The following is a 26,044-nucleotide window of genomic DNA, read 5'->3' on the forward strand; positions in this document are numbered from 1 at the left end:
CGGAGCTACGCGCCGTCGCTCCGCCCGAGCAGCGAGGCGGCGGCACTCTCGTGGCGACGCGCCGCGACGCCGTCCCCGCGGACGTGGGCCAGGGCCGCCAGCTCCGCGTGGGTCCGGGCCTGCCCCGTGCGGTCGTTGGCCGCACGGTGCAGGTTCAGGGCGTCGTCCAGATGGGCCGCGGCCTCCTCGAACCGGCCGGCCTCTCCGGTCACGCCCCCCAGGGCGGTCAGCGCGTACGCCTGGCCGAAGCGGTTGCCGGCCCGCTGGTGCAGGGCCATCGCGTCCCGGAAGCAGCGCTCGGCGGCATCGAACTCCCGCAGGGCGCGCCGGACATGTCCGAGTCCCCGCACGGCGTAGGCCAGACCGACCCCGTCGTTCGCGCGCCGCTGGAACTCCGCGGCCTCGGCGAACAGGCTCCCGGCCGCGTCCAGCTCTCCGCGCTGCCGCGCGATGTGCGCCAGGCCCGTCAGCGCGTATCCCTGCCCAGCGGCGTCATCGGCCTGCCGGGCGCGCGCCAGCGCCGAGGTGAAGTGGGCGGACGCCGAGTCCTGATCGCCCCGCGCCCGCGCCGTCTCCCCGAGACCGCGCAGCGCGTCCGCCTCCCCGGCGGTGTCCGCGACGCCGCCCAGGATCTCCAGAGCGGTCCCGAACAGGGCGTCGGCCTCGTCGTGCCGCCCGGTGCTGCGCGCGAGGTCGCCGAGCGCGGCGAACGCCCGCCCCCGGGCCCGCTCGTCGCCGGCCCGGTCCGCTGCCGCGCACACCTGCTCGTACAGGATGCCGGCGCGCTCGTACTGCCCCTCGACGTAGAGCAGTTGTGCGGTGCGCACGGCGAAGTCCCCACCCAGCTCCCAGCTGTCGGACAGGGCGCCGACCGCCGCCCCGACCAGTTCCCCCGCTGCCGCCTCCAGCCAGAGGCGGGCGTGCTCGGGGTTGTCGAAGGGGCCCGTGCCGGCCGTGGGTTCCTCCGCCGCCGACAACAGGGCGTGGACCGTCACGACCACCTGGGCGAGATGCCGGTAGAGACCGCGACGGCTCATCCGCATCGCGTCCTCGTGGTCCAGGGCGGCCAGCCGCTGACGGGCGTAGGACAGGAACAGGTCGTGGAAGACGTACCTGCGGTGGGGCAGGGCGGTCAGCATGCTGCGCTGGAGGAGACGGACGAGCTGCACGGTGGCCAGCTCCGCCGGTATGCCGGCGAGCGCGCCGATGGAACCGGCGTCGAAGTCCGGTCCGGGATGCCAGACGCACGTACGCAGCGTGCGCTGGAGATCCGCGGTCAGGGCTTCGTAGGAGACGGTGAAGGCGGCCGCGGCCTCCTGGTCCGCCTCGGCCAGCTGTTCGAGGGGCCGGTCCGCCGAGCGCATGACGCGCACGAGCGTCCCGGCATCGAGGTCGGCGAGGAGGGCGCCCACCGGACGCAGGGCCAGCGGGAGGTAACCGCACAGGCGGGCCAGCTCGGCCAGGGCGCCCGAGGACGGCTCGTCGCTCCCGCGTCCGGCGACGCGTACCAGCAGCTCGACGGCGGCCTCGGGCTCCAGCAGCTCGACGGGGACGTCGAGCGTGGTGTCCAGGCCGTTCAGCCGGTTGCGGCTGGTGACGATGACCGCGCACCGGCCGTGGAACGAGGAGCTCGGCAGCAGCGGTGCGATCTGCCCGGCGTCGCGCGCGTTGTCCAGCAGCAGCAACACCTTCTTGTCCGCCGCCCAGGCCCGCCAGAGCTGGCTCTTCCCGGCCGTCTCACCGGGGATGTCGGCCCCGTCGAACCCGGCCAGTCGCAACAGCTCGGTCAGTACCTCGCCCGCCGGCCGGGGAGCGCTCCCGGGCGTGAATCCCGCCAGGTCGACTTCGAGCCGGGCATCGGTGAACTCCGGTGCCAGCTCCGCCGCGAGGGCCCGCGCCGTCGCCGACTTGCCCGCACCTCCGGGGCCGTACAGCAGCGCCAGGGCGGGCTTGCCGGGAGCGATCCCCGCCCGCAAGCCGGCAGCGAGCGAGGCCGGACGGTCATGGCCGCCGACGAGGATGGAGGGCGGTGGAATCAGGGTGCTCAGCACCACCCCGGGCCGGGCGGAGCCCGAGGCGCCGTAGAAGTAGTTGTGCTGCACGCCCCGGCCGATCACCGCCTGCTGCGCGTGCCCCCGCGCGGAGGCGCGGACGTCGCCACCGCTCACGGCGGGCTCGTCGGGTCCGGCGGTTCCGTGGCCTTCCGGCATCACCGCGGCTGCCCCGGGCCGAAGGAGTTGTGCTGGGTGCCCTGCCCCTGGACGGCCTGCTGCGCCTGCTCGGACGCGGTCGCGTGCACGGTGACCGTCCCGGCGGCGGTGCCCGACGGAAGCTGCTCCCGCAGGAAGCCCAGCAGCTCCCGCATCGGAGCCTCCTGGTCCGGTGAGGTCTCCAGCAGATCCTCGAACCGGGTCTGCCACGCGGCGGACTGCCGCACGACGATCTGCCGGCCCTCCTCGTCCCCCGCCGCGGCCGCCTGCGTGAGCTCGGCCCGGGTCCGGTCCAGCCGCGCCTGCTGCCGGGACTCCTCCCCGGCGTCGCCCCGGCCCAGCAGCCGGGCCGCCCGGTCCCTGCACTGCTGCCATGCGTCCGTGGTCATGGCCTGCACCAGACCGGACCCGGCCGTCGCCGCCACGGCGACGAGTCCCTCCGCCAGCATGAGCTCCCCCTGAGAGTCCAACTCGGTTGCGCGGTAAGCGTCTTCCTATCATCCCACCCGAGGGGTCCGCGGAGCACGGCGCGGGGGAGCGGGCGCCGCCCCGGCCCCGGGGCGGCGCCCGCTCGGATCCCGCGGTGCGGGGGCGGGGGGCCCGGCCACGGCGGACGCAGGTTAGCCTTGCCTTCGTTTGGCTGTAGGCAGGTGGCCGGAAGTCGCCACCTCCGCTGTCCGTGGACACGCTGAGGAGCAGATGAAGTGGGGGCTGATACCGCCGGGCGCGGCGTCATACGCCGAGCCGTCGCGGGGCAGCGGCGGGACGTCGCCGTCGGATCGCTCCTGGGCGCCTGCCACCAGATCGGCGAGGCGCTCGTCCCCGTACTCATCGGGCTGATCGTCGACCGCGCCGTGGTCCGACCCGACGGCGGTGCGCTGGCGATCTGGCTGGTGGTCCTCGCCGTCGTCTACACCCTCCTCTCCTTCGGCTTCCGCTTCGGCGCCCGGGCCGGTGAACGCGCCGCCGAGCAGGCCGCGCACCAACTGCGCCTCGACGTCGTACGCCGGGTCCTCGCCCCGCACGGCGGAGCGGAGGCGGGACGCCCGCCCGGGGCGCTGGTGAACGTGGCCACCGAGGACGCCCGCCGGGTGGGGGCCGTCAACATGGCCCTGACCCTCGGCATCGCCGCCGTCGTCGGCGTCGTCGCGGGCGCGGTGCTCCTGCTCCGCGCCTCCCTGCCCCTCGGGCTCCTCGTCCTGATCGGCGCCCCCGTCCTGATGGCGCTCGGCCACTTCCTGGCCCGACCCCTGCAGCACCGCAGCGAAGCCGAGCAGGAACAGGCCGCGCACGCCTCCGGGGTGGCGGCCGACCTGGTCGCCGGGGTCCGGGTGCTCAAGGGCCTGCGGGCCGAGCGCGCCGCCGTCGACCGCTATCGCGCGACCAGCCAGGCCTCCCGCGAGGCCAATGTGCGCGCCGCCCGCGCCGCCGCCCTCCAGACCGGCCTGATGCTCACCCTGACCGGCTCGTTCATCGCGCTCGTCGCCCTCGTCGGCGGCCGTCTGGTCCTCAGCGGCTCCATCGGCCTCGGCGCCCTCGTCTCCGCCGTGGGCCTCGCCCTCTTCCTCCCCGGCCCGATCGGCATGCTGGCCTGGGTCGGCGCCGAGCTGGCCAAGGGCCGCGCCTCCGCCGCCCGGATCGCCGACGTGCTGGCCGCCCCGGGCGAGACCACCGGCGGCACCGCCGAACCGGCCGCCCCCGCCCCAGGCGAACTGCGCCTGAACGGGCTCGGTCACGCCGGACTCGACGCCCTCGACCTGACCGTCCGCCCCGGCGAACACCTCGGCATCGTCGTCACCGACCCGGCCGACGCCCAGACCCTGCTGCACTGCCTGGCCCGCCGCTGCGACCCGGACCGGGGGAGCGTCGAACTCGACGGCGTACCCGTCACCGAACTGGCCCCCGACGCCCTGCGGTCCGTGCTGCTCGTCGCCGAGCACGACGCCCAGCTCTTCGACGGGACCCTCCTGGAGAACGTCACCGCCGCGGCCCCCGCCGGGGCCGACCCGGGCCCCGCGATGGACGCCGCCGCCGTCGACGAGGTGGCCTCCGCCCTGTCCGGCGGCACCGGCGGCCGGATCGGCGAGCGCGGCAGCTCGCTCTCCGGCGGCCAGCGCCAGCGCGTCGCCCTGGCCCGCGCACTCGCCGCCGACCGCAGCGTCCTCGTCGTCCACGACCCGACCACCGCGGTCGACGCCGCGACCGAGGCCCGGATCGCCGCCGGCATCCGGCGCGCCCGCACCGGCCGCACCACCGTCCTGGTCACCAGCAGCCCCGCCCTGCTCGCCGCGACCGACCGCGTCGTCCTCGTCGACGGCGGCACGATCACCGCCGAGGCCCCGCACGAGGACCTCGTACGCGACCATCCCGTCTACCGCACGGCGGTGCTCACATGACCACGCCCTCGCACCCGGCCGACGACAGCGCCGAACTGCTCCCCGTCGCCACCCCCGCCCGCACCCGGGCCGCCCTGCGCGCGCTGATCCGCCCCGACCGTGGTCTCGCCCTGACCGGTATCGGCGTCCTGGTCGCGGCCACCGCCGTCGGCCTCCTCGTCCAGCCGCTGCTGGGCCGGATCGTCGACATCGTCGCCGACGGCCGTCCCGCCGGGGACCTGACCCTCCCGGTCGTCCTGCTCGTCGCGGTCGCCGCCGTCCAGGGCGTCACCACGACGATCGGGCTGACCCGCGTCGCCCGGCTCGGCGAGACCGTACTGGCCCGGCTGCGCGAGCAGTTCGTCGAACGCGCCCTGGACCTCCCCGCCGACCGGCTGGAACGCGCCGGGGCCGGAGACCTCACCGCCCGCGTCACCGGCGACGTCGCCCGGGTCGCCGAGGCCGTCCGCTCCGCGCTGCCCGAGATGGCCCGCTCCGTCCTCGCGATCCTGCTCACCCTCGGCGCGCTGGCCCTCCTGGACGTACGGTTCCTGCTCGCCGCGCTCCTCGCCGTCCCCGTCCAACTGCTCACCGCCCGCTGGTACGTGACCCGGGCCCTCACCCTCTACGCCGACCAGCGGGTCGCCAACGGGGCCCAGCAGCAACAGCTCCTGGAGACCATCGGCGGCGCCGTGACCGTACGCGGTCACCGGCTGGAGCGGCAGCACACCGAGCGCGGCGCCGGACGCTCGCGCAAGGCCGTCGACCTCACCATGCGCAGCGTCAACCTGGTGCTGGGCTTCTACGGGCGGCTGCACATCGCCGAGTACATCGGCCTGGCAGCCGTCCTGATCGCCGGATTCTGGCTGGTCCGCGACGGCGCGGTGTCGATCGGTACGGCCACGGCCGCCGCCCTCTACTTCCACAGCCTCTTCGGACCCGTCAACGCCGCCCTGGTGCTGCTCGACGACGCCCAGTCGGCGGCGGCCGGGCTGGCCCGGCTCGTCGGGGTGACCGACCTCGCCCGGCCGACGGAGCCCGTCGCGGGGAAGGCCGAGCCCGCCGGGGCCGCCGAGCCCGCCCCCGTACCGCACCAGCGGACCGGACCGCAGCAGCGGACCGCGCCCGGGGCGGCCGTCGCCGTGGACGCCGTCAGCCACGCCTACGGACCCGGCCGGCCCGTGCTGCACGAGGTCTCCCTCACCCTGCGGCCCGGCGAACACGTCGCGCTCGTCGGGACCAGCGGGGCCGGGAAATCGACCCTCGCCCGGATCGTCGCGGGCGTCCAGCAGCCCACCGCGGGCACGGTCACCGCTCCGGCGGGCGCCGGGGAGCCGTCGGTCGTCCTGGTCACCCAGGAGGTCCACGTGTTCACCGGCTCCCTCGCCGAGGACCTCCGGCTCGCCCGCCCCGACGCCACCGACGCCGAACTGCGCGGCGCCCTGTCCACGGTGCACGCCCTGGACTGGGCCGAAGCGCTCCCGGACGGGCTCGACACCGTGGTCGGCGAGGGCGGCCACCGCCTCGACCCCGCCCGCGCCCAGCAACTCGCCCTCGCCCGGCTCGTCCTGGCCGGCCCCGCCCTCGCCGTACTCGACGAGGCGACCGCCGAGGCCGGCAGCGCGGGCGCCCGGGTCCTGGAACGCTCCGCCGAGGCCGCCCTGTCCGGCCGCACCGCCCTGATCGTCGCCCACCGCCTCACCCAGGCCGTCGCCGCCGACCGGGTCGTCGTGCTGGAGGCCGGCCGCGTCGTCGAGAGCGGCCCCCACGAAGAACTGCGCGACGCGGACGGCCCGTACGCCGCACTGTGGCGGGCCTGGTCCGGCAGCCGTACCGCACCGCACCCCTGACCACCCCCAGAGGCACACCTCCCGTCCCCGTCCCCGGCGTACGCCCACCCTCCCGAAGGAATCCGTCATGTTCCGCATGTTCCAGCGCACCCGGCTGACCGCCGTGGCCGCGTCCGCCCTGCTGCTGTTCGGAGCCGCGGCCTGCGGGTCCGGCGAGAGCGACGACGCCGCCGCGCCCGCCGACAACGCGCAGAAGGGCGCCTACCCGGTCACCCTCGACCACAAGTACGGCGACACCACCCTCAAGTCCGAGCCGCAGCGCATCGTCACCGTCGGCCTCTCCGACCAGGACGCCGTGCTCGCCCTCGGCAAGGTCCCGGTCGGCACGACCGAGTGGCTCGGCGAGTTCAAGGGCGCCGTCGGACCCTGGGCGGAGAAGGCACTCGGTGACAAGCCGCGGCCCACCGTCCTGCACGACGACGGCACGGGACCCCAGGTCGAGAAGATCGCCTCCCTGCGCCCCGACCTGATCCTCGCCCTGTACTCGGGCCTCACCAAGGACCAGTACCGCACCCTCTCCAAGATCGCCCCGGTCGTCGCCCAGCCCAAGGACGGCCCGGACTGGTCCATCTCCTGGCAGGACCAGACCACGCAGGTCGGCAAGGCCCTCGGCAAGAACGAGGAGGCCGCGGCACTGGTCGCGAAGACCGAGAAGCACATCACCGACGCCGCGGCCGCGCACCCCGAGTTCCAGGGCAAGAGCGCCGTCATGGCCACCCCGTACCAGGGCATGTACGTCTACGGCCCGCAGGACAACCGCTCCCGACTGCTCAACGGCCTCGGCTTCCAGCTCCCCACCGACCTGAGCACGGTCGTCGGCGACGCGTTCGGCGCGAACATCAGCAAGGAGCGCACCGACCTCCTCGACACCGACGCCGTCGTCTGGATCGTCACCGACCCGGCGAAGGACACGAAGAAGCTCCACGCCGACCCGCTCTACGGCAAGCTCGGCGTGGCCGAGGAGGGCCGCGAGGTCATGGTGAAGGAGAGCAGCCACTTCGGCAGCGCGATCTCCTTCGTGAGCCCGCTCAGCCTCCCGTACACCGTCGACCGCCTGGTCCCGATGCTGGCGGCGGCCGTCGACGGCAAGACGGACACGAAGGTCGAACAGCCCGCGTCCTGACGCCGTTCCCGGTCCGTCCCGCCGCCGGCGGGACGGACCACCCCCTTTGGCGACAGACAGACAGGCGGACAGGCGGACCTACCGACCGACCTACCGACCTACTGACCGACCGACCAACCGACTGACCGCTCACTCGTGAGGAACCGGACCGTGGAGCCAGCCCCGTGACCCGCCCCGCCCGATGGCGACCCGCCCTGCTCGTGGCCGCGCTCGGCGCCCTGCTGGTCCTGTTCTGCCTGCTCTCGATCGGCCTCGGCGCGCTGCACATCCCGCCCGGCGAGGTGATCGACGCACTCCTGGGCCGTCCGACCGGGCCCCGGATCGAGGACGTCATCTGGTCGGTGCGCGTTCCGCGCACGGCGCTGGGCCTGGCCGCCGGGGCGGCGCTCGGCCTCTCCGGCTGCGTGATGCAGGCGCTGACCCGCAACCCGCTGGCCGACCCCGGCATCCTCGGGGTCAGCGCCGGGGCGGCGTTCGCCATCGTGCTGGCCGCCGGGGTCGCCGGGATCGGCTCGCTGCTCGGCTACATCTGGTTCGCGTTCGCCGGGGCGATGGCGGCGAGCGTCGTCGTCTATCTGCTGGGGCGGCTGGGGCGTTCGGGGTCGACCCCGGTGAAACTGGCCCTCGCCGGAGTCGCGGTCACCGCCGTGCTGTCCTCGCTGACCAGCGCCGTCGTCCTCACCGACCCGGCCGCCCTGGACCGCTTCCGCTTCTGGTCGGCCGGATCCCTCGCCGACCAGGACGCCTCCACCGTGCTGCGCGTCCTGCCCTTCCTCGGGCTCGGCGCCCTCCTCGCCCTGGCGAGCGCCCCCGCCCTCAACAGCCTCGCCCTCGGCGACGACGTCGCCGCCTCGCTCGGCCGCAGGCTCGGCCTCGTCCGCCTCCAGGGCGTCGTGGCCGTCACCCTCCTCACCGGCGCCGCGGTCGCGGTGATCGGCCCCGTCGTCTTCATCGGTCTCGTCGTCCCGCACGTCGCCCGGGTCCTCGCCCAGTACGCCGGACTCGGCCCCGACCACCGCTGGCTGCTGCCGCTCTCGGCCGCGCTCGCCGCGGCCCTGCTGCTCGGCGCGGACATCCTCGGACGGGTGATGGCCCGGCCCGTCGAGGTGCAGGCCGGGATCATCGTCGCCTTCATCGGCGGACCGTTCTTCATCGCCCTGGTCCGCCGACGTCGCCTCGCGGAGATCTGACCATGACCACCGACACCGTGCCCGAGAAGACCGCCGGGGCCACCGGGGCCCGAGCCCCGCTCACGAAGGCCGCCGCCCGGCCCTTCCGCCTCGCCTTCCCGCCGGTCTCCGGCACCCTGCGCCCCCGTCAGCTCGCCGTCTGCGCGGGACTCGCCGTCGCCGTGTTCGCGGCACTGTGCTGGCACGTCTCCATCGGCGAGTACGGGATCCCGCTCGCCGACGTCGCCCGCGCGCTGACCGGCTCCGGGGACGCCGGGACCCTCCTGGTCGTCCAGGAACTGCGGCTGCCCCGCGCCATGACGGGCCTCCTCGCGGGCATCGCGTTCGGCATGTCCGGCGCACTGTTCCAGACGATGACCCGCAACCCGCTGGCCAGCCCCGACATGATCGGCCTCACCCAGGGCGCCGGAACAGCCGTCGTCGCGGGCCTCGTGCTCGGCTGGGACTTCGGCCTCGGCACCCAGGCCCTCGGCCTCCTCGGCGCCCTCACCAGCGCCCTGCTCGTCTACGGGCTCGCCTGGCGGCGCGGTACCACCGGCTACCGGATCATCCTCGTCGGCATCGGCGTCTCCTGGGTCTGCCTCAGCGCCACCGACTTCCTGCTCGCCCGGGGCGGCCGCTTCCAGGCGCAGGCCGCCCTCGGCTGGCTCGTCGGCAACCTCAACGGCCGCGACTGGCAGCAGGCCGCGCCCCTCGCCTACGCCCTCGTCGTCCTGGTCCCCGCGGCCCTGCTGATCGGCCGGCTGATGCGTACGCTGCAACTCGGCGACGACGTGGCCAAGGGGCTCGGCACCCGCGTCCAGGCCGTGCGGCTCACCGTCCTGCTCACCGGAGTCGGCCTGGTCGCCTTCGCGACCGCGGCCGCAGGTCCCGTGGCCTTCGTGGCGCTCGCCGCCCCGCAGATCGCCCAGCGGCTGTGCCGCACCGCCTGGCCGCCGCCGCTCGCCGCCGGACTCACCGGCGCCCTCGTCGTCCTCGCGTCCGACGTCCTCGCACGCGAACTGATCCCCGGCACCGAACTGCCCGTGGGGATCGTCACCGGAGTGCTCGGCGCCCCGGTGCTGCTCTGGCTGCTCATCCGCGTCAACCGCGCGGGCTCAGGAGGCTGACCGATGTCCACCGCCGAACCCGACCTGAGGGCCGAGGGCCTGCACCTGGGCTACGACGACCGGGCCGTCGTCAGCGGCCTCGACCTGGCCGTGCCGCCGGGCCGGATCACCGCCATCGTCGGCGCCAATGCCTGCGGCAAGTCGACCCTGCTGCGCGCCCTGGCCCGGCTGCTGGCCCCCCGCGAAGGCGCGGTCAGCCTGGACGGCCGGGCCCTGCACACCATCCCCACCCGGGAGTTGGCCCAGCAGCTCGGCATCCTCCCGCAGTCGCCGGTCGCCCCCGAGGGACTCACCGTCATCGACCTGGTCAACCGGGGCCGCTCCCCGCACCAGACGTGGTGGCGGCAGTGGACCAAGGCCGACGAGCAGGCGGTGCACGACGCGCTCGCCGCCACCGGCACCACCGATCTCGCCGACCGCGCGGTCGACGAACTCTCCGGCGGTCAGCGCCAGCGCGCCTGGATCGCCATGGCCGTCGCCCAGGGCACCCCGGTCCTCCTCCTCGACGAGCCGACCACCTACCTCGACCTCGCCCACCAGGTCGACGTCCTGGACCTCGTCGTCGACCTCAACCGGCGCGAGGGACGCACGATCGTCATGGTCCTGCACGACCTCAACCAGGCCTGCCGGTACGCCGACCACGTCATCGCGATGAAGGCGGGCCGCATCGTCGCCGAGGGCGCCCCCGCCGACGTCATCACCGCCGGGACGGTCGAGGACGTCTTCGGCCTCCGCTGCCAGGTGGCGACGGACCCGGTGAGCCGGACCCCGCTGGTGATCCCGGTCGGCCGGCACCACACCCCGGACCCGGACCCGGGTCCCGAGGAGCCCATCAAGACGTTCGCCTGACGGGCCGCCGCACGCACGGTAGGTGCGATCGTCCTTCACCAGGGGAAATGGCCCACCGCACCAGCTGCCGATTGGCCCGGGAGTGCGCGCCACTCGCTGCCTAGGCTCAGACGCATGAGCACACAGCACCCCGCCCCCGGGCCCGCCGCCCGCACCGTCGTCGACTTCTTCTTCGACCCCGCATGCCCGTTCGCCTGGATCACCTCCCGCTGGATGCTGGAGGTGGAGCATCATCGGGACATCGAGCTGCGCTTCCGCCCCATGAGTCTGTACCTGCACAACGAGGGCAACGAGCTGCCCGACTGGTACCGCGAGCTCGTCGACAAGTCGATCGGCCCGGTCCGGGTGGCCGTCGCCGCTGCCGCCGCTCACGGCCACGGAATCCTGCGGGACCTCTATACCGCGTTCGGCACCCGCATCCACCAGTACAAGGAGGAGGACTTCGACGCGGTGATCGCCGCCTCCCTCGCCGAACTGGGCCTGCCGCCCGAGCTGGCGGAGGCCGCGCACTCCACGACGTACGACGAACAGGTTGCCCGCAGCCACGACCTGGGCAGGGACCCGGAGCAGGACGGGTACGTGGGCACGCCGACGATCCACGTCGATGGCACGGTCTGGTTCGGCCCGGTCCTGAACGCGATCCCGCGCGGCGAGGAGGCCGCCGAACTCTTCGACAGCTTCCGCGTCCTCGCCGGCCATCCGGGCTTCTTCGAACTCAAGCGCGCCCGGTCCGGCGGGCTGTCCTACGACTGATCCGCCGGGTGAGACGCGGGTCAGCGCGCGGTGACCGCGTACGCGGCGAGCGGACGATTGCCGCGCGGCACGGCAAGGGCCCGGAGCACGTCGGCCTGGCTGAGGACGAGCCGGCGCACCGGCTCGGACAGCGGTGCCAGACGCTCCGCCGTTCCGACCAGGTCGAGACAGGCGGCGACCTCCCAGTCCCCGTCCTGAAGGCCTTCCGTATCGACCGGCCCGCCGCCTTCGGCCGCCCAGCCGGTCTCCGGCAGGAGCCGCAGCAACTCCTCACGGGAGAAGGGAGTGCGGACGTTGCCCCGGCCACTCGACCCCGCGGCCTCGATCTGCCCCTGGATCAGCACGGAGAGCAGGTGCGCCAACTGGTCGCCGGACGCGGGCGTCAGGTCCCACTCGGTGAACCACAGCTGCCGCGCCCACCGCCGTACCCGGGCCAGGGTGTCCCGCAGTTGCCCGAGCGAGGCGAAGTACCAGGAACAATGCGCGAGCACCACATGGTCGAAAGCGCGGTCGGGGAAGTCGACCGAGGGGTCGAGGACGTCGGTGCCGAAGCGGAAGTCGATGCGGGCTCCGAGCGGGCCCGACATGAGCCGGTCCGCCGATTCCCCGAGCGTGACCGGTGCCCCGTAGGAGGGGTCGGCCACATCGATGGCCACCACGCGCCCCTCGGGCCCGACCGCCTCGGCGAGGACGGCGGTCATGTCGCCCTGACCGCAGCCCAGCTCCAGGACCGTCGAGCCGGGCGCGATGTCCCAGCTCGCCACGAGCGCGGCCCGGTGGCGTGTCTGGACGAGCTGGTCGGCCGGGCTGTGATCGGCGGCGGCCATGGCGGCCGCGAGCGAGGGTGCCCTGGCCGGGAGATCGGGGCGGTTCACGGAGTCCTCGGTGATACTCGACAGGTCGGTGCGGGCCGATGATAGGAGACGCGCGGGCAGCACCGCCTCCGGTTTTCCCGGCCACCCCGTGACTCCCCGCCCCTCACGCCGACAGCGACGCCCCCACCGTCACCCGCGCCTCGTCGTAGCGGTTCAGCAGCAGCCGGGCCAACTCCGGGGCGGGGCCCAGCACATCGGCGAGCACGTCGGCCCCGGCCGCCTCGGCGCCCGCCACGATGCGGTCGGGGAGCCGGCCGGGTGCGATGACGTACGGGGCCACCGCCACCCGGCGGACGCCGTCGGCGCGCAGCGCCCGTACGGCTTCCTCGGTGCGGGAGACGCCACCGGGACGAACAGCGGAGGCGAACGCAGGCCGCACGGCGCACCAACCGGTGTGCCGCAGCTCCCGCGCGATTTCAGCGATCACTGCGATCGCCTCCGGGTCTGTGGATCCCGCCGAGGCCAGGACGAGCCCGGTCCGGGGGATGTCGCCGGGACGGATCCCGGCCTCCCGCAGCCGCCGCCCCAGGGTGGCGTTGAGCAGCGGGGACGGGCCGAGCACGTCGGCCTGCCGGATACGCAGCCGAGGCAGCCGGGCGCGGGCCTCGCGCAGGACCGAGGGGATATCGGTCTTGGCGTGGAACGCCCGGGTGAGCAGCAGCGGAAGGGCGACGACCTCGTCCGCCCCCTCCGCCGCCAGGCGCTCCAGCACCCGTGGTACGGAGGGGGCGTTGAACTCCAGGTACGCGGTCTCCACACGCAGCCCCGGCCGCTCGGCCCGGACCCGCTCGGTGAGGGCGTGCACGGTCGCGGCGTGCCGGGGGTCGCGGCTGCCGTGGGCGATGACGAGGAGCGTGGGGTGCGTCATGGGAGAGCTCAGTTCTTGACGAGGAGACCGCGGCTGCGCAGTACCCACCGCTCCAGCGGACTGAAGATGAGCAGGTCGATCGCGATGCCGACGAACAGGATGAGCAGGATCGAGAGGAAGATCCCGGGCATGTCGAAGTTGCTGCGGCCGTTCTCCAGCAACTGTCCGAGCCCCAGGCCCAGTTCGGGGGAGGAGGCGATGATCTCGGCGGCCATCAGGGAGCGCCAGGAGAACGCCCAGCCCTGCTTGAGGCCGGCCAGATAGCCGGGCAGCGCCGCCGGGAGCACGATGTGCCAGGTCCCGCGGAGCCCGGTCGCGCCCAGGGTGCGGCCCGCCCGGAGGAACAGCGGCGGCACCTGGTCGACGCCGGAGACCAGCCCGTTGGCGATCGAGGGCACCGCGCCCAGCAGGATCACCGCGAACATCATCTGGTCGTTCAGCCCGAGCCAGATCACCGCCGGGGCCACCCACGCCACCGACGGCAGCGACTGGAGCCCGGACAGGATCGGGCCGATCGCGGCCCGGACCAGCTTGACCCGGGCGACCAGCAGACCCAGCGGCGTACCGATGGCGACCGCGAGCAGGAAGCCGAGCAGACCGCGCGAGACGCTGGTCCAGACGACCTCCAGCAGCGTGCCCGCCAGCCACATCTCCCGCGCGCTGTCCCACACGGCGGACGGCGGCGGCAGCTTGTAGACCTCCGTGACCTGGGCGCGGACCAGCAGCTCCCAGGCCACCAGGACGAGCGCCACCGCCACGACCGGCGGCAGCACCTTGCGCAGCAGGACCTCGCGCACCGGGGTGCGGCGGATCTGCACGGCGTCCAGGGCGTCGAGCCCGGCCTCCAGGCCCGCCAGATCGTCGGGCTTCGCGTCGACCGGTCCGGCCGCCCCGTCCGGCCGCTTCCGGTCGGACGTGATGTCAGTGCTGGCCATGTCGGCGGATCTCCCCACGCAGTTCTTCGGTGATCTCGACGGACAGCTCCGCCACGGCGGTGTCCTCGATACGGCGCGGCTGCTCGATGTCGACCGTCCACTCCCGGGCGATCCGGCCCGGCCGGGACGAGAGCAGCACGACGCGCTGCGCGAGCCGTACGGCCTCACGCACGTTGTGCGTGACGAAGAGGACCGAGGCGTTCGTCTCCCGCCAGATCCGGGTCAGCTCGTCGTGCAGCACATCGCGGGTGATGGCGTCGAGCGCCGCGAACGGCTCGTCCATCAGCAGGAGTTGGCTGTCCTGGGCGAGGGCGCGGGCCATCGCGACGCGCTGCCGCATGCCACCGGACAGCTCGTGCACCCGCTTGCCGTACGCCCCGCCGAGGCGGACGAGTTCGAGCAGCCGCTCCGCCTCGGTGCGGCGCGCGGCCTTGGGCACCCCGCGCAGCCGCAGGGCCAGTTCGATGTTCTTGCCTGCGGTCAGCCACGGGAAGAGGGCGTGCTCCTGGAACATCAGGGCCGGCCGCCCGCCGGGGGTCTCGATGGACCCCGCGGACGGGCGGTCGAGTCCGGCCACCAGATTGAGCAGCGTCGACTTTCCGCACCCGGAGGCTCCCAGGAGGGTGACGAACTCGCCCGGAGCGACATCGAGCGTGATGTCGTCCAGCACGAGCTGCTGACCGGTGGGTCCGGCGAAGGACTTCGAGACGTGCGCGAGACGGGCGGCGTGCTCGACCGTCGTACGGTCCTCGGCCTTGGTGAGGGTGGTGGTCGCCATGGTCGTCACCTCCTGGGGATCCTTACGTCCTGGTACGGATGGGCGGGGTTACTTGACGCCGAGACCGGCGTCGGCGACCTCGGGCCGGCCCTCGGCCTTGAGGATCTTGTTCAGCGGCCCCAGGTCGTAGATGCCCTGGAGGTTCGGCTCCTTGAGCAGACCGGACTTCACCGAGTACCCGGCCTGCGTCTTGAGCGTCTCGGCCAGCGGGTCGTCGGTGATCTCGATGGACTCCCACGCCGGGTCGAGGATCTCCTTGGGCAGCGGCTTGCCGCTCAGGTTCTCCAGCGCCTTGTTGGCGGACGCCTTCGCCTCGTCGGGGTTGGCGTTGATCCACTTGTTGGTGGCGACCGAACCCTTCAGCACCGCCTCGACCACGTCCGGGTGCTCGTCGAGGAACTTCTGCGACACGATGATGTTCGTGATCACGAACTTCTTGTCCGGCCACAGGTCCTTCTCGTCGAGGAGCACCTTCGCGCCCTCGGAGACCAGCTTGGACGCGGTCGGCTCGGGCACCCAGGCACCGTCCAGGTCACCGGACTTGTAGGCGTCGGGCGTCACCTTGTTGTCCGAGCGGACCACGGAGACGTCGCCCTTGCCGCTCTGGGCGTCGACCTTCCAGCCCTTCTCGGAGATCCAGTTGAGGAAGGCCACGTCCTGGGTGTTGCCGAGCTGCGGGGTGGCGATCTTCTTGCCCTTGAGGTCGTCCAGGGTCTTGATCTTGTCCGGGTTGACGACCAGCTTCACCCCGCCGGAGGCCGAACCGGAGATGATCCGCAGTCCCTTGCCCTGGGACTTGCTGAAGCCGTTGATCGAGGGGGAGGGGCCGATGAAGCCGATGTCGATGGACCCGGCGTTCAGCGCCTCGATCTCGGAGGGGCCCGCGTTGAAGGTCGTGGACTCGACCTGGGTGCCGCCCAGTTCCTTCTGGATGGTGCCTTCCTGGATACCGACCAGGGCGGTGGCGTGCGTGAGGTTCGGGAAGTAGCCGATCTTCACGGTGTCCGTGGAGAGCTTCTTCCCTCTCGCGGAGGCGTTCGCCTTCTTGGCGTCGTCGTCCTTGGCCTCGGAGCCGTAGCCGCAGGCGGTGGCCGCCAGGGCGAGCAGCGGCAGCGCCGCGACGGCGGCGATGGAGCGGCGAACGGTGGAACGGGGGGCAGGCACGGGAGGCTTTCCTCTCGTTGGCCCGGTACGCACGCCCCGCTGTCTGCTCAGGGGGGCGCGGCCGGGAGGTCGGCAGGTCTACGGCGGTACGGGTGCGGGGGGTTCAGGGCGCGCGAGCGGTGCGCGTACGTCATCACGCACATCGCCCGACCCCGCCCTGGCCGCTGCCGAGGGCGCCGCTGCCCACCCGGCCGCCCTCCTTCGCGAAGGAGGAGAAGAAGTCGGTGGCCATCAGAAGTCCCACTCGGCGTCGTCGTCGGCGGCCGGGGCCGCGGCTTCGGCGGCCGCGGCGAACGAGGCGCCCGCCATGCCGGCGCTCAGCGTCGTACCGTCCGCCGGGTCGATCAGGAGGAACGAACCGGTGCGCCGGGAGTCGGCGTAGGCGTCGAGCGCGAGCGGCTCGGCGGTGCGCACGACGACCCGGCCGATGTCGTTGGCGACGAGCTGCCCGGGTGCCGGGTGCTGGGAGAGGTCGTCCAGGGTGAGCCGGGAGGGGATGTCCTTGACGATCGCCTTGACGGTACGGGTGGTGTGCTTGATCAGCACCCGCTGGCCGACCGAGAGCGGCTGGTCGGCGACGTGGCAGACGGTCGCCTCGACGTCCTGCGTGACGGCGGGGGAGTCGTCGGCCGGGGCGATCAGGTCACCGCGCGAGATGTCGATGTCGTCGGCCAGCCGGATCGTCACCGACTGCGGGGCCCAGGCGATGTCCACGCTCTCGCCGAGCGCGTCGATGCCCGTGATCGTGGTCGTACGCCCCGAGGGGAGTACGGAGACGGCCTCGCCGACCCGGAACACCCCGGCCGCGATCTGACCGGCGTAGCCCCGGTAGTCGGGGTGCTCGGCGCTCTGCGGGCGGATCACGTACTGCACGGGGAAGCGCGCGTGGCAGGCGGTGAGGTCGTGGCTGACCGGCACCGTCTCCAGGTGCTCCAGGACGGTCGGCCCGCCGTACCAGTCCATGTGCGCGGACGGCTCCACCACGTTGTCCCCGGCCAGTGCCGAGATCGGGATCGCGGTGATCTCCGGGACGCCGAGCGAAGCGGCGTACGCGGTGAACTCCTCGGCTATCGAGGCGAACACGGGCTCCGCGTAGTCGACGAGGTCCATCTTGTTGACCGCCAGCACCACGTGCGGGACGCGCAGCAGCGCGGCGACGGCGGCGTGCCGGCGGGTCTGCTCGACGACCCCGTTGCGGGCGTCCACCAGGACCACGGCCAGCTCCGCCGTGGAGGCGCCGGTCACCATGTTGCGGGTGTACTGCACATGGCCCGGGGTGTCCGCGAGGATGAACCGGCGGCGCGTGGTGGCGAAGTAGCGGTAGGCGACGTCGATGGTGATGCCCTGCTCGCGCTCGGCCCGCAGCCCGTCGGTCAGCAGCGCCAGGTCCGGCGCTTCCTGACCCCGGTTCAGCGAGGCCTGCTCGACGGCCTCCAGCTGATCGGTGAGGATCGACTTGGAGTCGTGCAGCAGGCGTCCCACGAGGGTGGACTTGCCGTCGTCGACCGACCCGGCCGTGGCGAACCGCAGCAGAGTGGTGGCCGACAACTGCTCGGCCGACTGGAGTTGGGTGGTCATGGTTAGAAGTACCCCTCGCGCTTGCGGTCTTCCATCGCGGCCTCGGACATCTTGTCGTCGGCGCGGGTCGCGCCCCGCTCGGTGAGCCGGGAGGCGGCGATCTCGGTGATCACGGCGTCCAGCGTGGTGGCGTCGGAGTCGACGGCCCCGGTGCAGGACATGTCGCCGACCGTGCGGTAGCGCACCAGACGGGTCTCGGTGGACTCGTGCTCCTTGGGCCCGCCCCAGTGACCGGCCGTGAGCCACATGCCGTTGCGGTCGAAGACCTCGCGCTCGTGGGCGAAGTAGATCTCCGGGAGCTCGATGCCCTCGCGCTCGATGTACTGCCAGACGTCCAGCTCGGTCCAGTTGGAGATCGGGAAGACCCGCACGTGCTCGCCCGGGGCGTGCCGGCCGTTGTACAGCTGCCACAGCTCGGGGCGCTGGCGGCGCGGGTCCCACTGGGAGAACTCGTCGCGCAGCGAGAAGACCCGCTCCTTGGCGCGCGCCTTCTCCTCGTCGCGCCGCCCGCCGCCGAACACCGCGTCGAAGCGGTGCTGCTGGATCGCCTCGGTGAGCGGGACCGTCTGGAGCGGGTTGCGGGTGCCGTCGGGGCGCTCGCGGAGCTTCCCGGCGTCGATGTACTCCTGCACGGAGGCGACGTGCAGCCGCAGACCGTGCTTCTTCACCGTGCGGTCGCGGTACTCCAGGACCTCGGGGAAGTTGTGCCCGGTGTCCACGTGCAGCAGCGTGAAGGGCACCGGCGCGGGCGCGAACGCCTTGAGCGCCAGGTGCAGCATCACGATGGAGTCCTTGCCGCCGGAGAACAGGATCACCGGCCGCTCGAACTCGCCCGCCACCTCGCGGAAGATGTGGACCGCCTCCGACTCCAGGGAGTCCAGGTGGCTGAGCGCGTACGGGTTGACGGTGCCTTCCGGCACGGTGGCGACGGTGCTCACGCCAGGCCCCTCTCGGTGAGCAGCGCGTGGAGCGCCGCTGCGGACTCCTGCACGGTCTGCTGGTGCGACTCGATCCGCAGGTCGGGCGATTCGGGGGCCTCGTAGGGGTCGTCGACCCCGGTGAGACCGCTGATCTCGCCGGCCGCCTGCTTGGCGTAAAGACCCTTCACATCGCGTACGGAGCACACCTCGACGGGGGTCGCGACGTGCACCTCCAGATAGGTGGTGGACTCGGTGGCGTGCCGTTTGCGGACGGCCTCGCGGCTGTCGGCGAACGGGGCGATGACGGGGACCAGCACCTTCACGCCGTTGGCGGCGAGCAGTTCGGCGACGAAGCCGATCCGGGCCACGTTGGTGTGCCGGTCCTCGCGGGAGAAGCCGAGGCCCGCGGAGAGGAACTCGCGGATCTCGTCGCCGTCGAGCACCTCCACCCGGTGTCCCTCGGTCCGCAGCCGGCCCGCCAGCTCGTACGCGATGGTGGTCTTGCCCGCGCTCGGCAGACCGGTCAGCCAGATCGTGGCTCCCGTCTCCGTCACGCTCATCGAAATCTCCTGATCAGTCGTCATCAGCCGTGCAGCCCGCATTCGGTCTTGCCCCGTCCGGCCCAGCGGCCGGCCCGTGCGTCCTCGCCCTCCAGCACCCGGCGGGTGCAGGGCGCGCAGCCGACGGAGGCGTAGCCGTCCATCAGCAGCGGGTTGGTGAGCACCCCGTGCTCGGCGACGTAGGCGTCCACGTCGTCCTGGGTCCAGCGGGCGATGGGGGAGACCTTCACCTTGCGGCGCTTGGCGTCCCAGCCGACGACCGGGGTGTTCGCCCGGGTCGGGGACTCGTCGCGGCGCAGGCCCGTCGCCCATGCGGCGTACGCGGTCAGGCCGTCCTCCAACGGCTTGACCTTGCGCAGCGCGCAGCACAGGTCGGGGTCGCGGTCGTGCAGCTTCTCGCCGTGCTCGGCATCCTGTTCCGCCACGGTCCGCCGGGGGGTGATCGTGATGACGTTGACGTCCATCACCGCGTCCACCGCGTCCCGGGTCCCGATGGTCTCCGGGAAGTGGTAGCCGGTGTCCAGGAAGACCACGTCCACGCCGGGCATCACCCGCGACGCCAGATGCGCGACCACGGCGTCCTCCATCGAGGAGGTGACGCAGAAGCGCGGCCCGAAGGTGTCGGTCGCCCACTTCAGGATCTCGGTGGCGGAGGCGTCCTCGAGTTCGCGGCCCGCCCGCTCGGCCAGCTCCTGAAGCTCGCGGTCCGTCAGCTCGCTGCTCAGCAGAGTGTCCGTCATATCCGGTCCCCTTCACCGTCGTTGCGCTGAACGCCCCGGGTCAGCAGACCCAGGAACTTCAGCTGGAACGCACGGTTGCAGGAAGCACATTCCCAGGCGCCGTGACCGGTCTCGTTGGGGCGCAGGTCCTCGTCGCCGCAGTACGGGCAGTAGAACGGGGCGGCTCGTTCGCTCATGACAGCGACTCCGCACTGGCGCGCGCCGCCCAGGTCGCGAAGCGCTCGCCGTCCTCGCGCTCCTCCTGGAAACGGCCGAGCACCCGCTCGACGTAGTCGGGCAGTTCGGCCGAAGTGACCTTCAGACCACGGACCTTGCGGCCGAACCCGGCCTCCAGGCCGAGCGCCCCGCCGAGGTGCACCTGGTAGCCCTCGACCTGGTTGCCGCTCTTGTCCAGCATCAACTGGCCCTTGAGGCCGATGTCCGCGACCTGGATGCGGGCGCAGGCGTTCGGGCAGCCGTTGATGTTGATGGTGATCGGGTGGTCGAACTCCGGGATGCGGCGCTCCAGTTCGTCGATGAGAGCGGCGCCGCGCGCCTTCGTCTCGACGATCGCCAGCTTGCAGAACTCGATGCCGGTGCAGGCCATCGTGCCGCGCCGGAACGGCGACGGGGTGACCTTGAGGTCGAGCGCCTCCAGTCCGGAGACCAGGGATTCCACCTGCTCCTCGGCCACGTCGAGGACGATCATCTTCTGCTCGGCGGTGGTCCGCACCCGGCCGGAGCCGTGCGCGTCGGCCAGCTCGGCGATCTTGGTGAGCGTGGAGCCGTCGACCCGGCCGACCCGTGCGGCGAAGCCGACGTAGAAGCGGCCGTCCTTCTGCCGGTGCACCCCGAGGTGGTCGCGCCAGGTCTGGGCGGGTTCCTCGGGCGCGGGGCCGTCGATCAGCTCGCGCTCGAGGTACTCGTCCTGAAGGATCTGGCGGAACTTCTCCGGGCCCCAGTCCGCGACCAGGAACTTCAGGCGGGCGCGGGTGCGCAGCCGCCGGTAGCCGTAGTCGCGGAAGATCGAGATGACCCCGCCGTACACGTCGGGCACCTCGTCCAGCGGCACCCAGGCGCCGAGCCGCACCCCGAGCTTGGGGTTGGTGGAGAGGCCGCCGCCGACCCAGAGGTCGAAGCCGGGGCCGTGGACCGGGTGGTTCACGCCGACGAAGGCGATGTCGTTGATCTCGTGCGCCACGTCCAGGTGCGGGGAGCCGGAGATCGCCGTCTTGAACTTGCGGGGCAGGTTGGAGAAGTCGGGGTTGCCGATGAACCGCCGCTGGATCTCGTCGATGGCGGGCGTGCCGTCGATGATCTCGTTCTCCGCGACGCCAGCGACGGGCGAGCCGAGGATCGTGCGGGGCGTGTCACCGCAGGCCTCGGTGGTGGACAGGCCCACCTCTTCGAGCCGCCGCCAGATCTCCGGCACGTCCTCGATGCGGATCCAGTGGTACTGCACGTTCTGCCGGTCGGTGAGGTCGGCGGTGCCGCGCGCGAACTCCTGGGAGATCTCCCCGATCACCCGCAGCTGCTGGGTGGTCAGCCGCCCGCCGTCGATGCGGACGCGCAGCATGAAGTACTCGTCGTCCAGCTCCTCCGGCTCCAGCACGGCCGTCTTGCCGCCGTCGATGCCGGGCTTGCGCTGGGTGTACAGCCCCCACCAGCGCATGCGTCCGCGCAGGTCGTTCGGGTCGATGGAGTCGAAGCCGCGCTTGGAGTAGATCGTCTCAATACGTGTCCGTACGTTGAGACCGTCGTCGTCCTTCTTGAACTGCTCGTTCCCGTTCAGGGGGGTGTGGTGGCCCACGGCCCACTGACCCTCGCCGCGGTGGCGTCCGGCCTTGCGGCGGGGCGTGGTGGTCGCAGGCTGTTCCGGGGTAGCGGCCATGACAATACGTCCTTCGGGACTGCGGGAGGGCGGCTCTGAGCGGCACACTCGCGCTGAGGCGCGGCGGTGCGCAGGGCGGTTCAGAGGGAAGAGGGGTGCGGCGGCGCTGGGACTCTCAGCTCGCCGGACAGATGGCGCTGGACATGCGGCAGAGGTCGACGTGGCGTCGACTCACCAAGGCAATCCCAGTTCCAGACATGACGGAAGCGTGTCACGCGCATCTCTGGGCAGTCCACCACTATCCGCTATGTGGACGACTGGGTCTCGAAGAGTGGGACGCTGTGGCGCTGATCACGGAATACGGCATCGGCATTGGCGACAAAACGCCCACATGGCCGTGCTGAGGGCGGTGGAGCGACCGCTCCACCGCCCTCAGCACGGCCATGTGGGTACGGATGATCAGGAGGCGTACGCTCCGGGCCACGGGCCGGGCGTCGCCACGTCCGGCTCCACCTCGGTCTTCGTGTCGAAGAGCCGGAAGCCGCGACGCAGATAGTTGTCCATCGCGTGCGGGCCGTCCTTCGAGCAGGTGTGCAGCCAGACCCGCTTCGTCGCCGGCCGGTCCGGCCAGCGCTCCGCCAGGTCCCAGGCGCGCGCCACTCCGTAACTGAGGAGGTGGCCGCCGATCCGCCGCCCCCGGAACGCCGGGATCAGCCCGAAGTACATGATCTCGACCACGCCGTCGTCCTGCGGGTCCAGCTCGACGTACCCGGCAGGCGTCCCGTTCTCGTACGCCACCCAGGTCTCCGCCCCGGGCCGCTCCAGAGCCTCCTGCCACTGGGCGTACGACATGCCCAGCCGGTCGGTCCAGTGGATGTCGCCGCCCACGGCGGAGTAGAGGAACCGGCTGAACTCCGGCAGCACCACCTCGGACCGGACGATGCGCAGATCGCCCTCCGGTACGGCGGCGGGCCGGAGATCGGCGGGCGAGGTCTGCTCCAGCAACCAGACGGTCACCTCGCTGGTCACTTCGGTGGTCGCCTCGGCGCTCTGGGCTGCGGGCTGCGGGGTGTCGCTCATGACGGCCAGAAAACCATGCCGCCGCCCGCCCCCGCACGGCGGCCCCTCCGCGGGGACCGGCCGCGTGCGCCCCGCGTCCCGCTCAAGCGGGCGGAGCCGCCCTGCGGGCCTCCGCCACCACCGGCGCCCGGGAGTGCGGCAGCAGATCCGCGCGCTCCTCCGGGAGGATCACCTCCACCTCCACCCCGTCCCCGAAGCGGTACGGGCGGTGGGCCAGCACCTCCGCCAGATGACGCCGCAGCCGGGAGACCTCGGCCCGGACCGTCACCGTCCGGGTCGCGTCCCCGAAGATGTCCCGCGCCAGCTCCGAGGCCGACCGCCCCTGCCGATGCACCGCCAGCGCGTACAACAGCTCCGCATGACGCGGCGAGACCCGCTGCGTACGGCTCCCCAGCGGCCCGGTCAGATGCACGGCGAGCGCCCGGGGCCGGCTCAGGTCCAGCACCACCCGTCGCGAGGCCCCCTCCGCGCCGCCGTCGTCCACCTGCACCAGCCAGCCGCCCGGCAGCGGCTCGACCCGGCACATGCCGAGCGAGGACAGCCACACCGGACCCGGCCCGATCGACTTCGGCAGCGGCAGCCGGTCCACCGGAGCCATCCCGGTCACCGCCGCCAGCCGCCCGTGCACGTCCACCGCCAGCGCCCGCCCGCCGATCCGGCACAGGATCGGCGCGGCCACCGCGCGCAGCCGCTCGATCTCCGCCAGATGACGGGTGCGGATCTCCGCCTCGGCGAGCCGGGCCACCGAGTCGACCAGGGCCATCGTCGCCGGATGGAACGTGGACGCCGGCCCGCTGATGTCCACGATCCCGATCAGCCGCCCGTCGCGCGGATCCCGGACCGGGGCCGCCGCACAGGTCCAGCCGTGCAGCGCCCGGATGAAGTGCTCGGCCGAGTGGACCTGGATGGGGACCCGGGCGGCCAGCGCCGTCCCGATCGCGTTCGTCCCGGTCGCCGCCTCGGCCCAGGCCGCCCCTTCCTCCAGACAGATGTCCTGGGCCCGGCGCAGCACCCCCGTATTGCCCTGCCGCCACAGCACCCGGCCCTCGGTGTCGGTCACCACCATGATCTGCTGCGCGGCATCCGCTATCGAGGCCAGCCCCGCCCGCAGTAACGGCATCAGCTCGCCGAGCGCCGTGCTCCGGCGCCGGTGCTCGATCTCGTCCGCCTGCAGCAGCTCGCTCTCCGGCGACTGGTCGGGGTCGATGCCGCTGCGCACCACCCGGTCCCAGGAGGCGTCGATCTCCGCCCGGGGCGCGACCTGGGACCGGGTCCCCGTCAGCCGTGACTCCCGCGCCCGGTGGAGCAATCGGGTCGCCTGCCGGCCCGCCCCCTGGCCCGTCACCCGCACCACCCCCGCAGAACCTGTGTCCTTCATGGTCCCCGTTCCCCCCGAACGCTTCCCGCTCCCGGCTCATCCTGCCGTTCACCAGGCCGGACCGCCGATCAGTCCACACAATGGTTGCAACCCTTTGCAACTCTGGCGGTGCCCTGCGGGCCGTACAAGACTGGCAGAACACTGTGCGCCGGGCCTGTCCCGGTCGCCCGGTGGTGCAGAAGCATGGAGGGTGGTGCCGTGTCGGCGCAGCACCACTCTCCGTCGCTTCCCCGCCCCACTGCCGCCCCGCCGCCGTTACGCGTCGGCCGGCCGGGCCCGTGCCACCACCGACGCCAGGTCCAGACTGTGCGGCAGCGTCCCGAACGCCGAGCCCCAGTCCCCGCCGAGCCGCGAGGCGCAGAACGCGTCGGACACCTCCGGCGGGGCCCAGCGCACCAGCAGGGAACCCTGGAGCACCAGGGCGATCCGCTCCACCACACGCCGCGCCCGCGCCTCGATGCCCTCCAGATCGGCCAGCTCCGTCAGCAGACCCCTGATCGCCGCGTCCAGCCGGTGATCCGCCCCGCGCGCGTGGCCGACCTCGCGCAGGAACGCGTCCAGCGCCTGCGGCTCCCGCTGCAACGCCCGCAGCACGTCCAGCGCCTGCACATTGCCCGAGCCCTCCCAGATGGAGTTGAGCGGCGCCTCGCGCAACAGCCGGGGCATCCCCGACTCCTCCACGTACCCGTTGCCGCCCAGGCACTCCAGCGCCTCGCCCACCACGGCGGAGCAGCGCTTGGTGACCCAGTACTTCGCGGCGGGCACCGCGAGCCGCAGGAAGGCCCGCTCCTGCGCCGTGTCCGTGTCGTACGCGGAGGCCAGCCGCATCGCCAGCACCGTCGCCGCCTCCGACTCCAGCGCCAGATCCGCCAGCACGTTGCGCATCAGGGGCTTGTCGATCAGCAGCCCGCCGAACGCACCGCGGTACGCGCTGTGGTGGAGCGCCTGCGCCACCGCCTGCCGCATCAGCGCCGCCGAACCCACCACGCAGTCCAGCCGCGTGGCCGCCACCATCTCGATGATGGTGCGCACCCCGCGCCCCTCCTCGCCGACCCGGCGGGCCCAGGTGCCGTCGAACTCGACCTCGGCGGACGCGTTGGAACGGTTGCCCAGCTTGTCCTTCAGCCGCTGGATCGCGAACACGTTGCGCGTGCCGTCCGGGAGCACGCGCGGCAGGAGGAAGCAGGTCAGTCCGCCCGGCGCCTGCGCCAGCACCAGGAAGCCGTCCGACATCGGCGCCGAACAGAACCACTTGTGGCCGGTGAGCAGATACTCGCCCTCGCCGGACAGCGGCTCCGCACGCGTCGTGTTGGACCGCACGTCGGTGCCGCCCTGCTTCTCGGTCATGCCCATCCCGAAGAGCACCCCGGCCTTCCGCCGCGGAACCCCGAGCCCTTCCCCGTACGTGTGCGAGGTCAGCAGCGGCTCCCACTCGGCGGCCAGTGCCGGATCGGTCCGCAGCGCGGGCACCGCGGCGTGCGTCATAGACAGCGGACAGCCGTGCCCCGCCTCGGCCTGCGTCCAGACCAGGAACCCCGCCGCGCGCCGGACATGACCGGCCGGCCGCCCCCAGGCGTCCGTCAGCCCGGCCGACACGGCATGGCTCAGCAGCCGGTGCCAGGACGGGTGGAACTCGACTTCGTCGATGCGATGCCCATAACGGTCATGGGTGCGCAGTACGGGCGGATACGCGTTCGCCCGCGCACCCCACTCCTGGGCCTGGGCGGAGCCCGCGGCCCGGCCGAGCTCGCCGAGCTCCTCCAGCGCCACGGGCAGGACCCCGGGCGCGATATGCCGCTCGACCGCCTCGGACAGGGCCCGGTCGGCGGCGAAGACGTCATAGCCGACCAGCGGCGGAACCTGATTGGTCACTGTGTGGGTGGTGGCTGCCATGCCGAT

24 protein-coding genes are annotated in these 26,044 nt (G+C 72.9%); 7 read left to right on the forward strand and 17 right to left on the reverse strand.

The window, feature by feature from the left end:
* Window positions 1-5: 5 nt before the first annotated feature.
* Window positions 6-2,168 (reverse strand): tetratricopeptide repeat protein, encoded by a 2,163-nt coding sequence (locus tag IE272_RS15495; protein ID WP_190007100.1) that lies wholly within the window; start codon window positions 2,166-2,168, stop codon window positions 6-8.
* A gap of 41 nt (window positions 2,169-2,209) precedes the next feature.
* Complete coding sequence (locus IE272_RS15500) at window positions 2,210-2,659, reverse strand: hypothetical protein (protein WP_057666546.1); 450 nt, start codon at window positions 2,657-2,659, stop codon at window positions 2,210-2,212.
* A gap of 255 nt (window positions 2,660-2,914) precedes the next feature.
* Between IE272_RS15500 and IE272_RS15505 the strand changes: the two genes are divergently transcribed.
* The 7 genes from IE272_RS15505 (at window position 2,915) to IE272_RS15535 (ending at window position 11,459) form a co-directional block, all read left to right on the forward strand.
* Window positions 2,915-4,606, forward strand: coding sequence for an ABC transporter ATP-binding protein (locus IE272_RS15505; protein ID WP_073959816.1), 1,692 nt, complete (start codon window positions 2,915-2,917; stop codon window positions 4,604-4,606).
* Complete coding sequence (locus tag IE272_RS15510) at window positions 4,603-6,435, forward strand: ABC transporter ATP-binding protein (protein WP_190007101.1); 1,833 nt, start codon at window positions 4,603-4,605, stop codon at window positions 6,433-6,435. Before IE272_RS15505 ends, IE272_RS15510 begins: the two co-directional genes overlap by 4 nt.
* Window positions 6,436-6,502: 67 nt before the next feature.
* The gene (locus IE272_RS15515; RefSeq protein ID WP_056698273.1) at window positions 6,503-7,558 is read left to right on the forward strand and encodes an iron-siderophore ABC transporter substrate-binding protein; all 1,056 of its coding nucleotides are present in this window, start codon (window positions 6,503-6,505) and stop codon (window positions 7,556-7,558) included.
* A gap of 164 nt (window positions 7,559-7,722) precedes the next feature.
* The gene (locus IE272_RS15520; RefSeq protein WP_050357229.1) at window positions 7,723-8,748 is read left to right on the forward strand and encodes a FecCD family ABC transporter permease; all 1,026 of its coding nucleotides are present in this window, start codon (window positions 7,723-7,725) and stop codon (window positions 8,746-8,748) included.
* Window positions 8,749-8,750: 2 nt separating this feature from the next.
* Complete coding sequence (locus tag IE272_RS15525) at window positions 8,751-9,857, forward strand: FecCD family ABC transporter permease (RefSeq protein WP_050357230.1); 1,107 nt, start codon at window positions 8,751-8,753, stop codon at window positions 9,855-9,857.
* A gap of 3 nt (window positions 9,858-9,860) precedes the next feature.
* Window positions 9,861-10,706 carry an ABC transporter ATP-binding protein gene (locus IE272_RS15530; RefSeq protein ID WP_190007102.1) on the forward strand — a complete coding sequence of 282 codons (846 nt, stop codon included), beginning with the start codon at window positions 9,861-9,863 and terminating at the stop codon, window positions 10,704-10,706.
* Between the two features lie 114 nt (window positions 10,707-10,820).
* Complete coding sequence (locus tag IE272_RS15535) at window positions 10,821-11,459, forward strand: mycothiol-dependent nitroreductase Rv2466c family protein (RefSeq protein WP_190007103.1); 639 nt, start codon at window positions 10,821-10,823, stop codon at window positions 11,457-11,459.
* A 20-nt stretch (window positions 11,460-11,479) separates the two neighbouring features.
* On the opposite strand, the gene IE272_RS15540 is transcribed toward IE272_RS15535, so the two are convergent.
* From IE272_RS15540 to IE272_RS15605, 15 genes are all read right to left on the reverse strand, one after another.
* On the reverse strand, window positions 11,480-12,334 hold the full coding sequence (locus IE272_RS15540; protein WP_190007104.1) for a class I SAM-dependent methyltransferase: 855 nt from the start codon (window positions 12,332-12,334) through the stop codon (window positions 11,480-11,482).
* Window positions 12,335-12,437: 103 nt separating this feature from the next.
* The gene (locus IE272_RS15545; RefSeq protein WP_056698269.1) at window positions 12,438-13,202 is read right to left on the reverse strand and encodes a sirohydrochlorin chelatase; all 765 of its coding nucleotides are present in this window, start codon (window positions 13,200-13,202) and stop codon (window positions 12,438-12,440) included.
* A gap of 8 nt (window positions 13,203-13,210) precedes the next feature.
* Window positions 13,211-14,137: an ABC transporter permease gene (locus IE272_RS15550; protein ID WP_057666552.1), complete on the reverse strand. Its 927-nt coding sequence runs from the start codon at window positions 14,135-14,137 to the stop codon at window positions 13,211-13,213.
* A complete protein-coding gene (locus IE272_RS15555; protein ID WP_050357236.1) occupies window positions 14,124-14,915 on the reverse strand; it encodes an ABC transporter ATP-binding protein in 792 nt (263 codons plus the stop codon). The genes IE272_RS15550 and IE272_RS15555 overlap by 14 nt, the downstream gene beginning before the upstream one ends.
* Before the next feature lie 48 nt (window positions 14,916-14,963).
* The gene (locus IE272_RS15560) at window positions 14,964-16,079 is read right to left on the reverse strand and encodes an aliphatic sulfonate ABC transporter substrate-binding protein (RefSeq protein WP_098892784.1); all 1,116 of its coding nucleotides are present in this window, start codon (window positions 16,077-16,079) and stop codon (window positions 14,964-14,966) included.
* A gap of 231 nt (window positions 16,080-16,310) precedes the next feature.
* Window positions 16,311-17,657 (reverse strand): sulfate adenylyltransferase subunit 1, encoded by a 1,347-nt coding sequence (locus IE272_RS15565; protein ID WP_050357238.1) that lies wholly within the window; start codon window positions 17,655-17,657, stop codon window positions 16,311-16,313.
* A gap of 2 nt (window positions 17,658-17,659) precedes the next feature.
* Window positions 17,660-18,595 carry a sulfate adenylyltransferase subunit CysD gene (gene cysD, locus IE272_RS15570; protein WP_030592436.1) on the reverse strand — a complete coding sequence of 312 codons (936 nt, stop codon included), beginning with the start codon at window positions 18,593-18,595 and terminating at the stop codon, window positions 17,660-17,662.
* On the reverse strand, window positions 18,592-19,137 hold the full coding sequence (cysC, locus tag IE272_RS15575) for an adenylyl-sulfate kinase (RefSeq protein WP_018956815.1): 546 nt from the start codon (window positions 19,135-19,137) through the stop codon (window positions 18,592-18,594). The genes cysD and cysC overlap by 4 nt, the downstream gene beginning before the upstream one ends.
* A 23-nt stretch (window positions 19,138-19,160) precedes the next feature.
* Window positions 19,161-19,877: a phosphoadenylyl-sulfate reductase gene (locus IE272_RS15580; RefSeq protein WP_050357240.1), complete on the reverse strand. Its 717-nt coding sequence runs from the start codon at window positions 19,875-19,877 to the stop codon at window positions 19,161-19,163.
* A complete protein-coding gene (locus IE272_RS15585; RefSeq protein ID WP_007449013.1) occupies window positions 19,874-20,053 on the reverse strand; it encodes a hypothetical protein in 180 nt (59 codons plus the stop codon). Before IE272_RS15585 ends, IE272_RS15580 begins: the two co-directional genes overlap by 4 nt.
* Window positions 20,050-21,747, reverse strand: coding sequence for a nitrite/sulfite reductase (locus IE272_RS15590; protein ID WP_190007105.1), 1,698 nt, complete (start codon window positions 21,745-21,747; stop codon window positions 20,050-20,052). The genes IE272_RS15585 and IE272_RS15590 overlap by 4 nt, the downstream gene beginning before the upstream one ends.
* 115 nt (window positions 21,748-21,862) lie before the next feature.
* Window positions 21,863-21,946: a putative leader peptide gene (locus IE272_RS39315; RefSeq protein WP_316944184.1), complete on the reverse strand. Its 84-nt coding sequence runs from the start codon at window positions 21,944-21,946 to the stop codon at window positions 21,863-21,865.
* Between the two features lie 200 nt (window positions 21,947-22,146).
* A complete protein-coding gene (locus IE272_RS15595) occupies window positions 22,147-22,767 on the reverse strand; it encodes a GNAT family N-acetyltransferase (protein ID WP_190007106.1) in 621 nt (206 codons plus the stop codon).
* Window positions 22,768-22,849: 82 nt separating this feature from the next.
* Window positions 22,850-24,145, reverse strand: coding sequence for a GAF domain-containing protein (locus tag IE272_RS15600; RefSeq protein WP_050357245.1), 1,296 nt, complete (start codon window positions 24,143-24,145; stop codon window positions 22,850-22,852).
* A 255-nt stretch (window positions 24,146-24,400) separates the two neighbouring features.
* Entirely contained in the window at window positions 24,401-26,038 is a 1,638-nt protein-coding gene (locus IE272_RS15605) for an acyl-CoA dehydrogenase family protein (RefSeq protein WP_190007107.1), read from the reverse strand.
* Window positions 26,039-26,044 lie beyond the last annotated feature (6 nt).

Source organism: Streptomyces anulatus, assembly GCF_014650675.1.
Classification (GTDB): domain Bacteria; phylum Actinomycetota; class Actinomycetes; order Streptomycetales; family Streptomycetaceae; genus Streptomyces; species Streptomyces anulatus.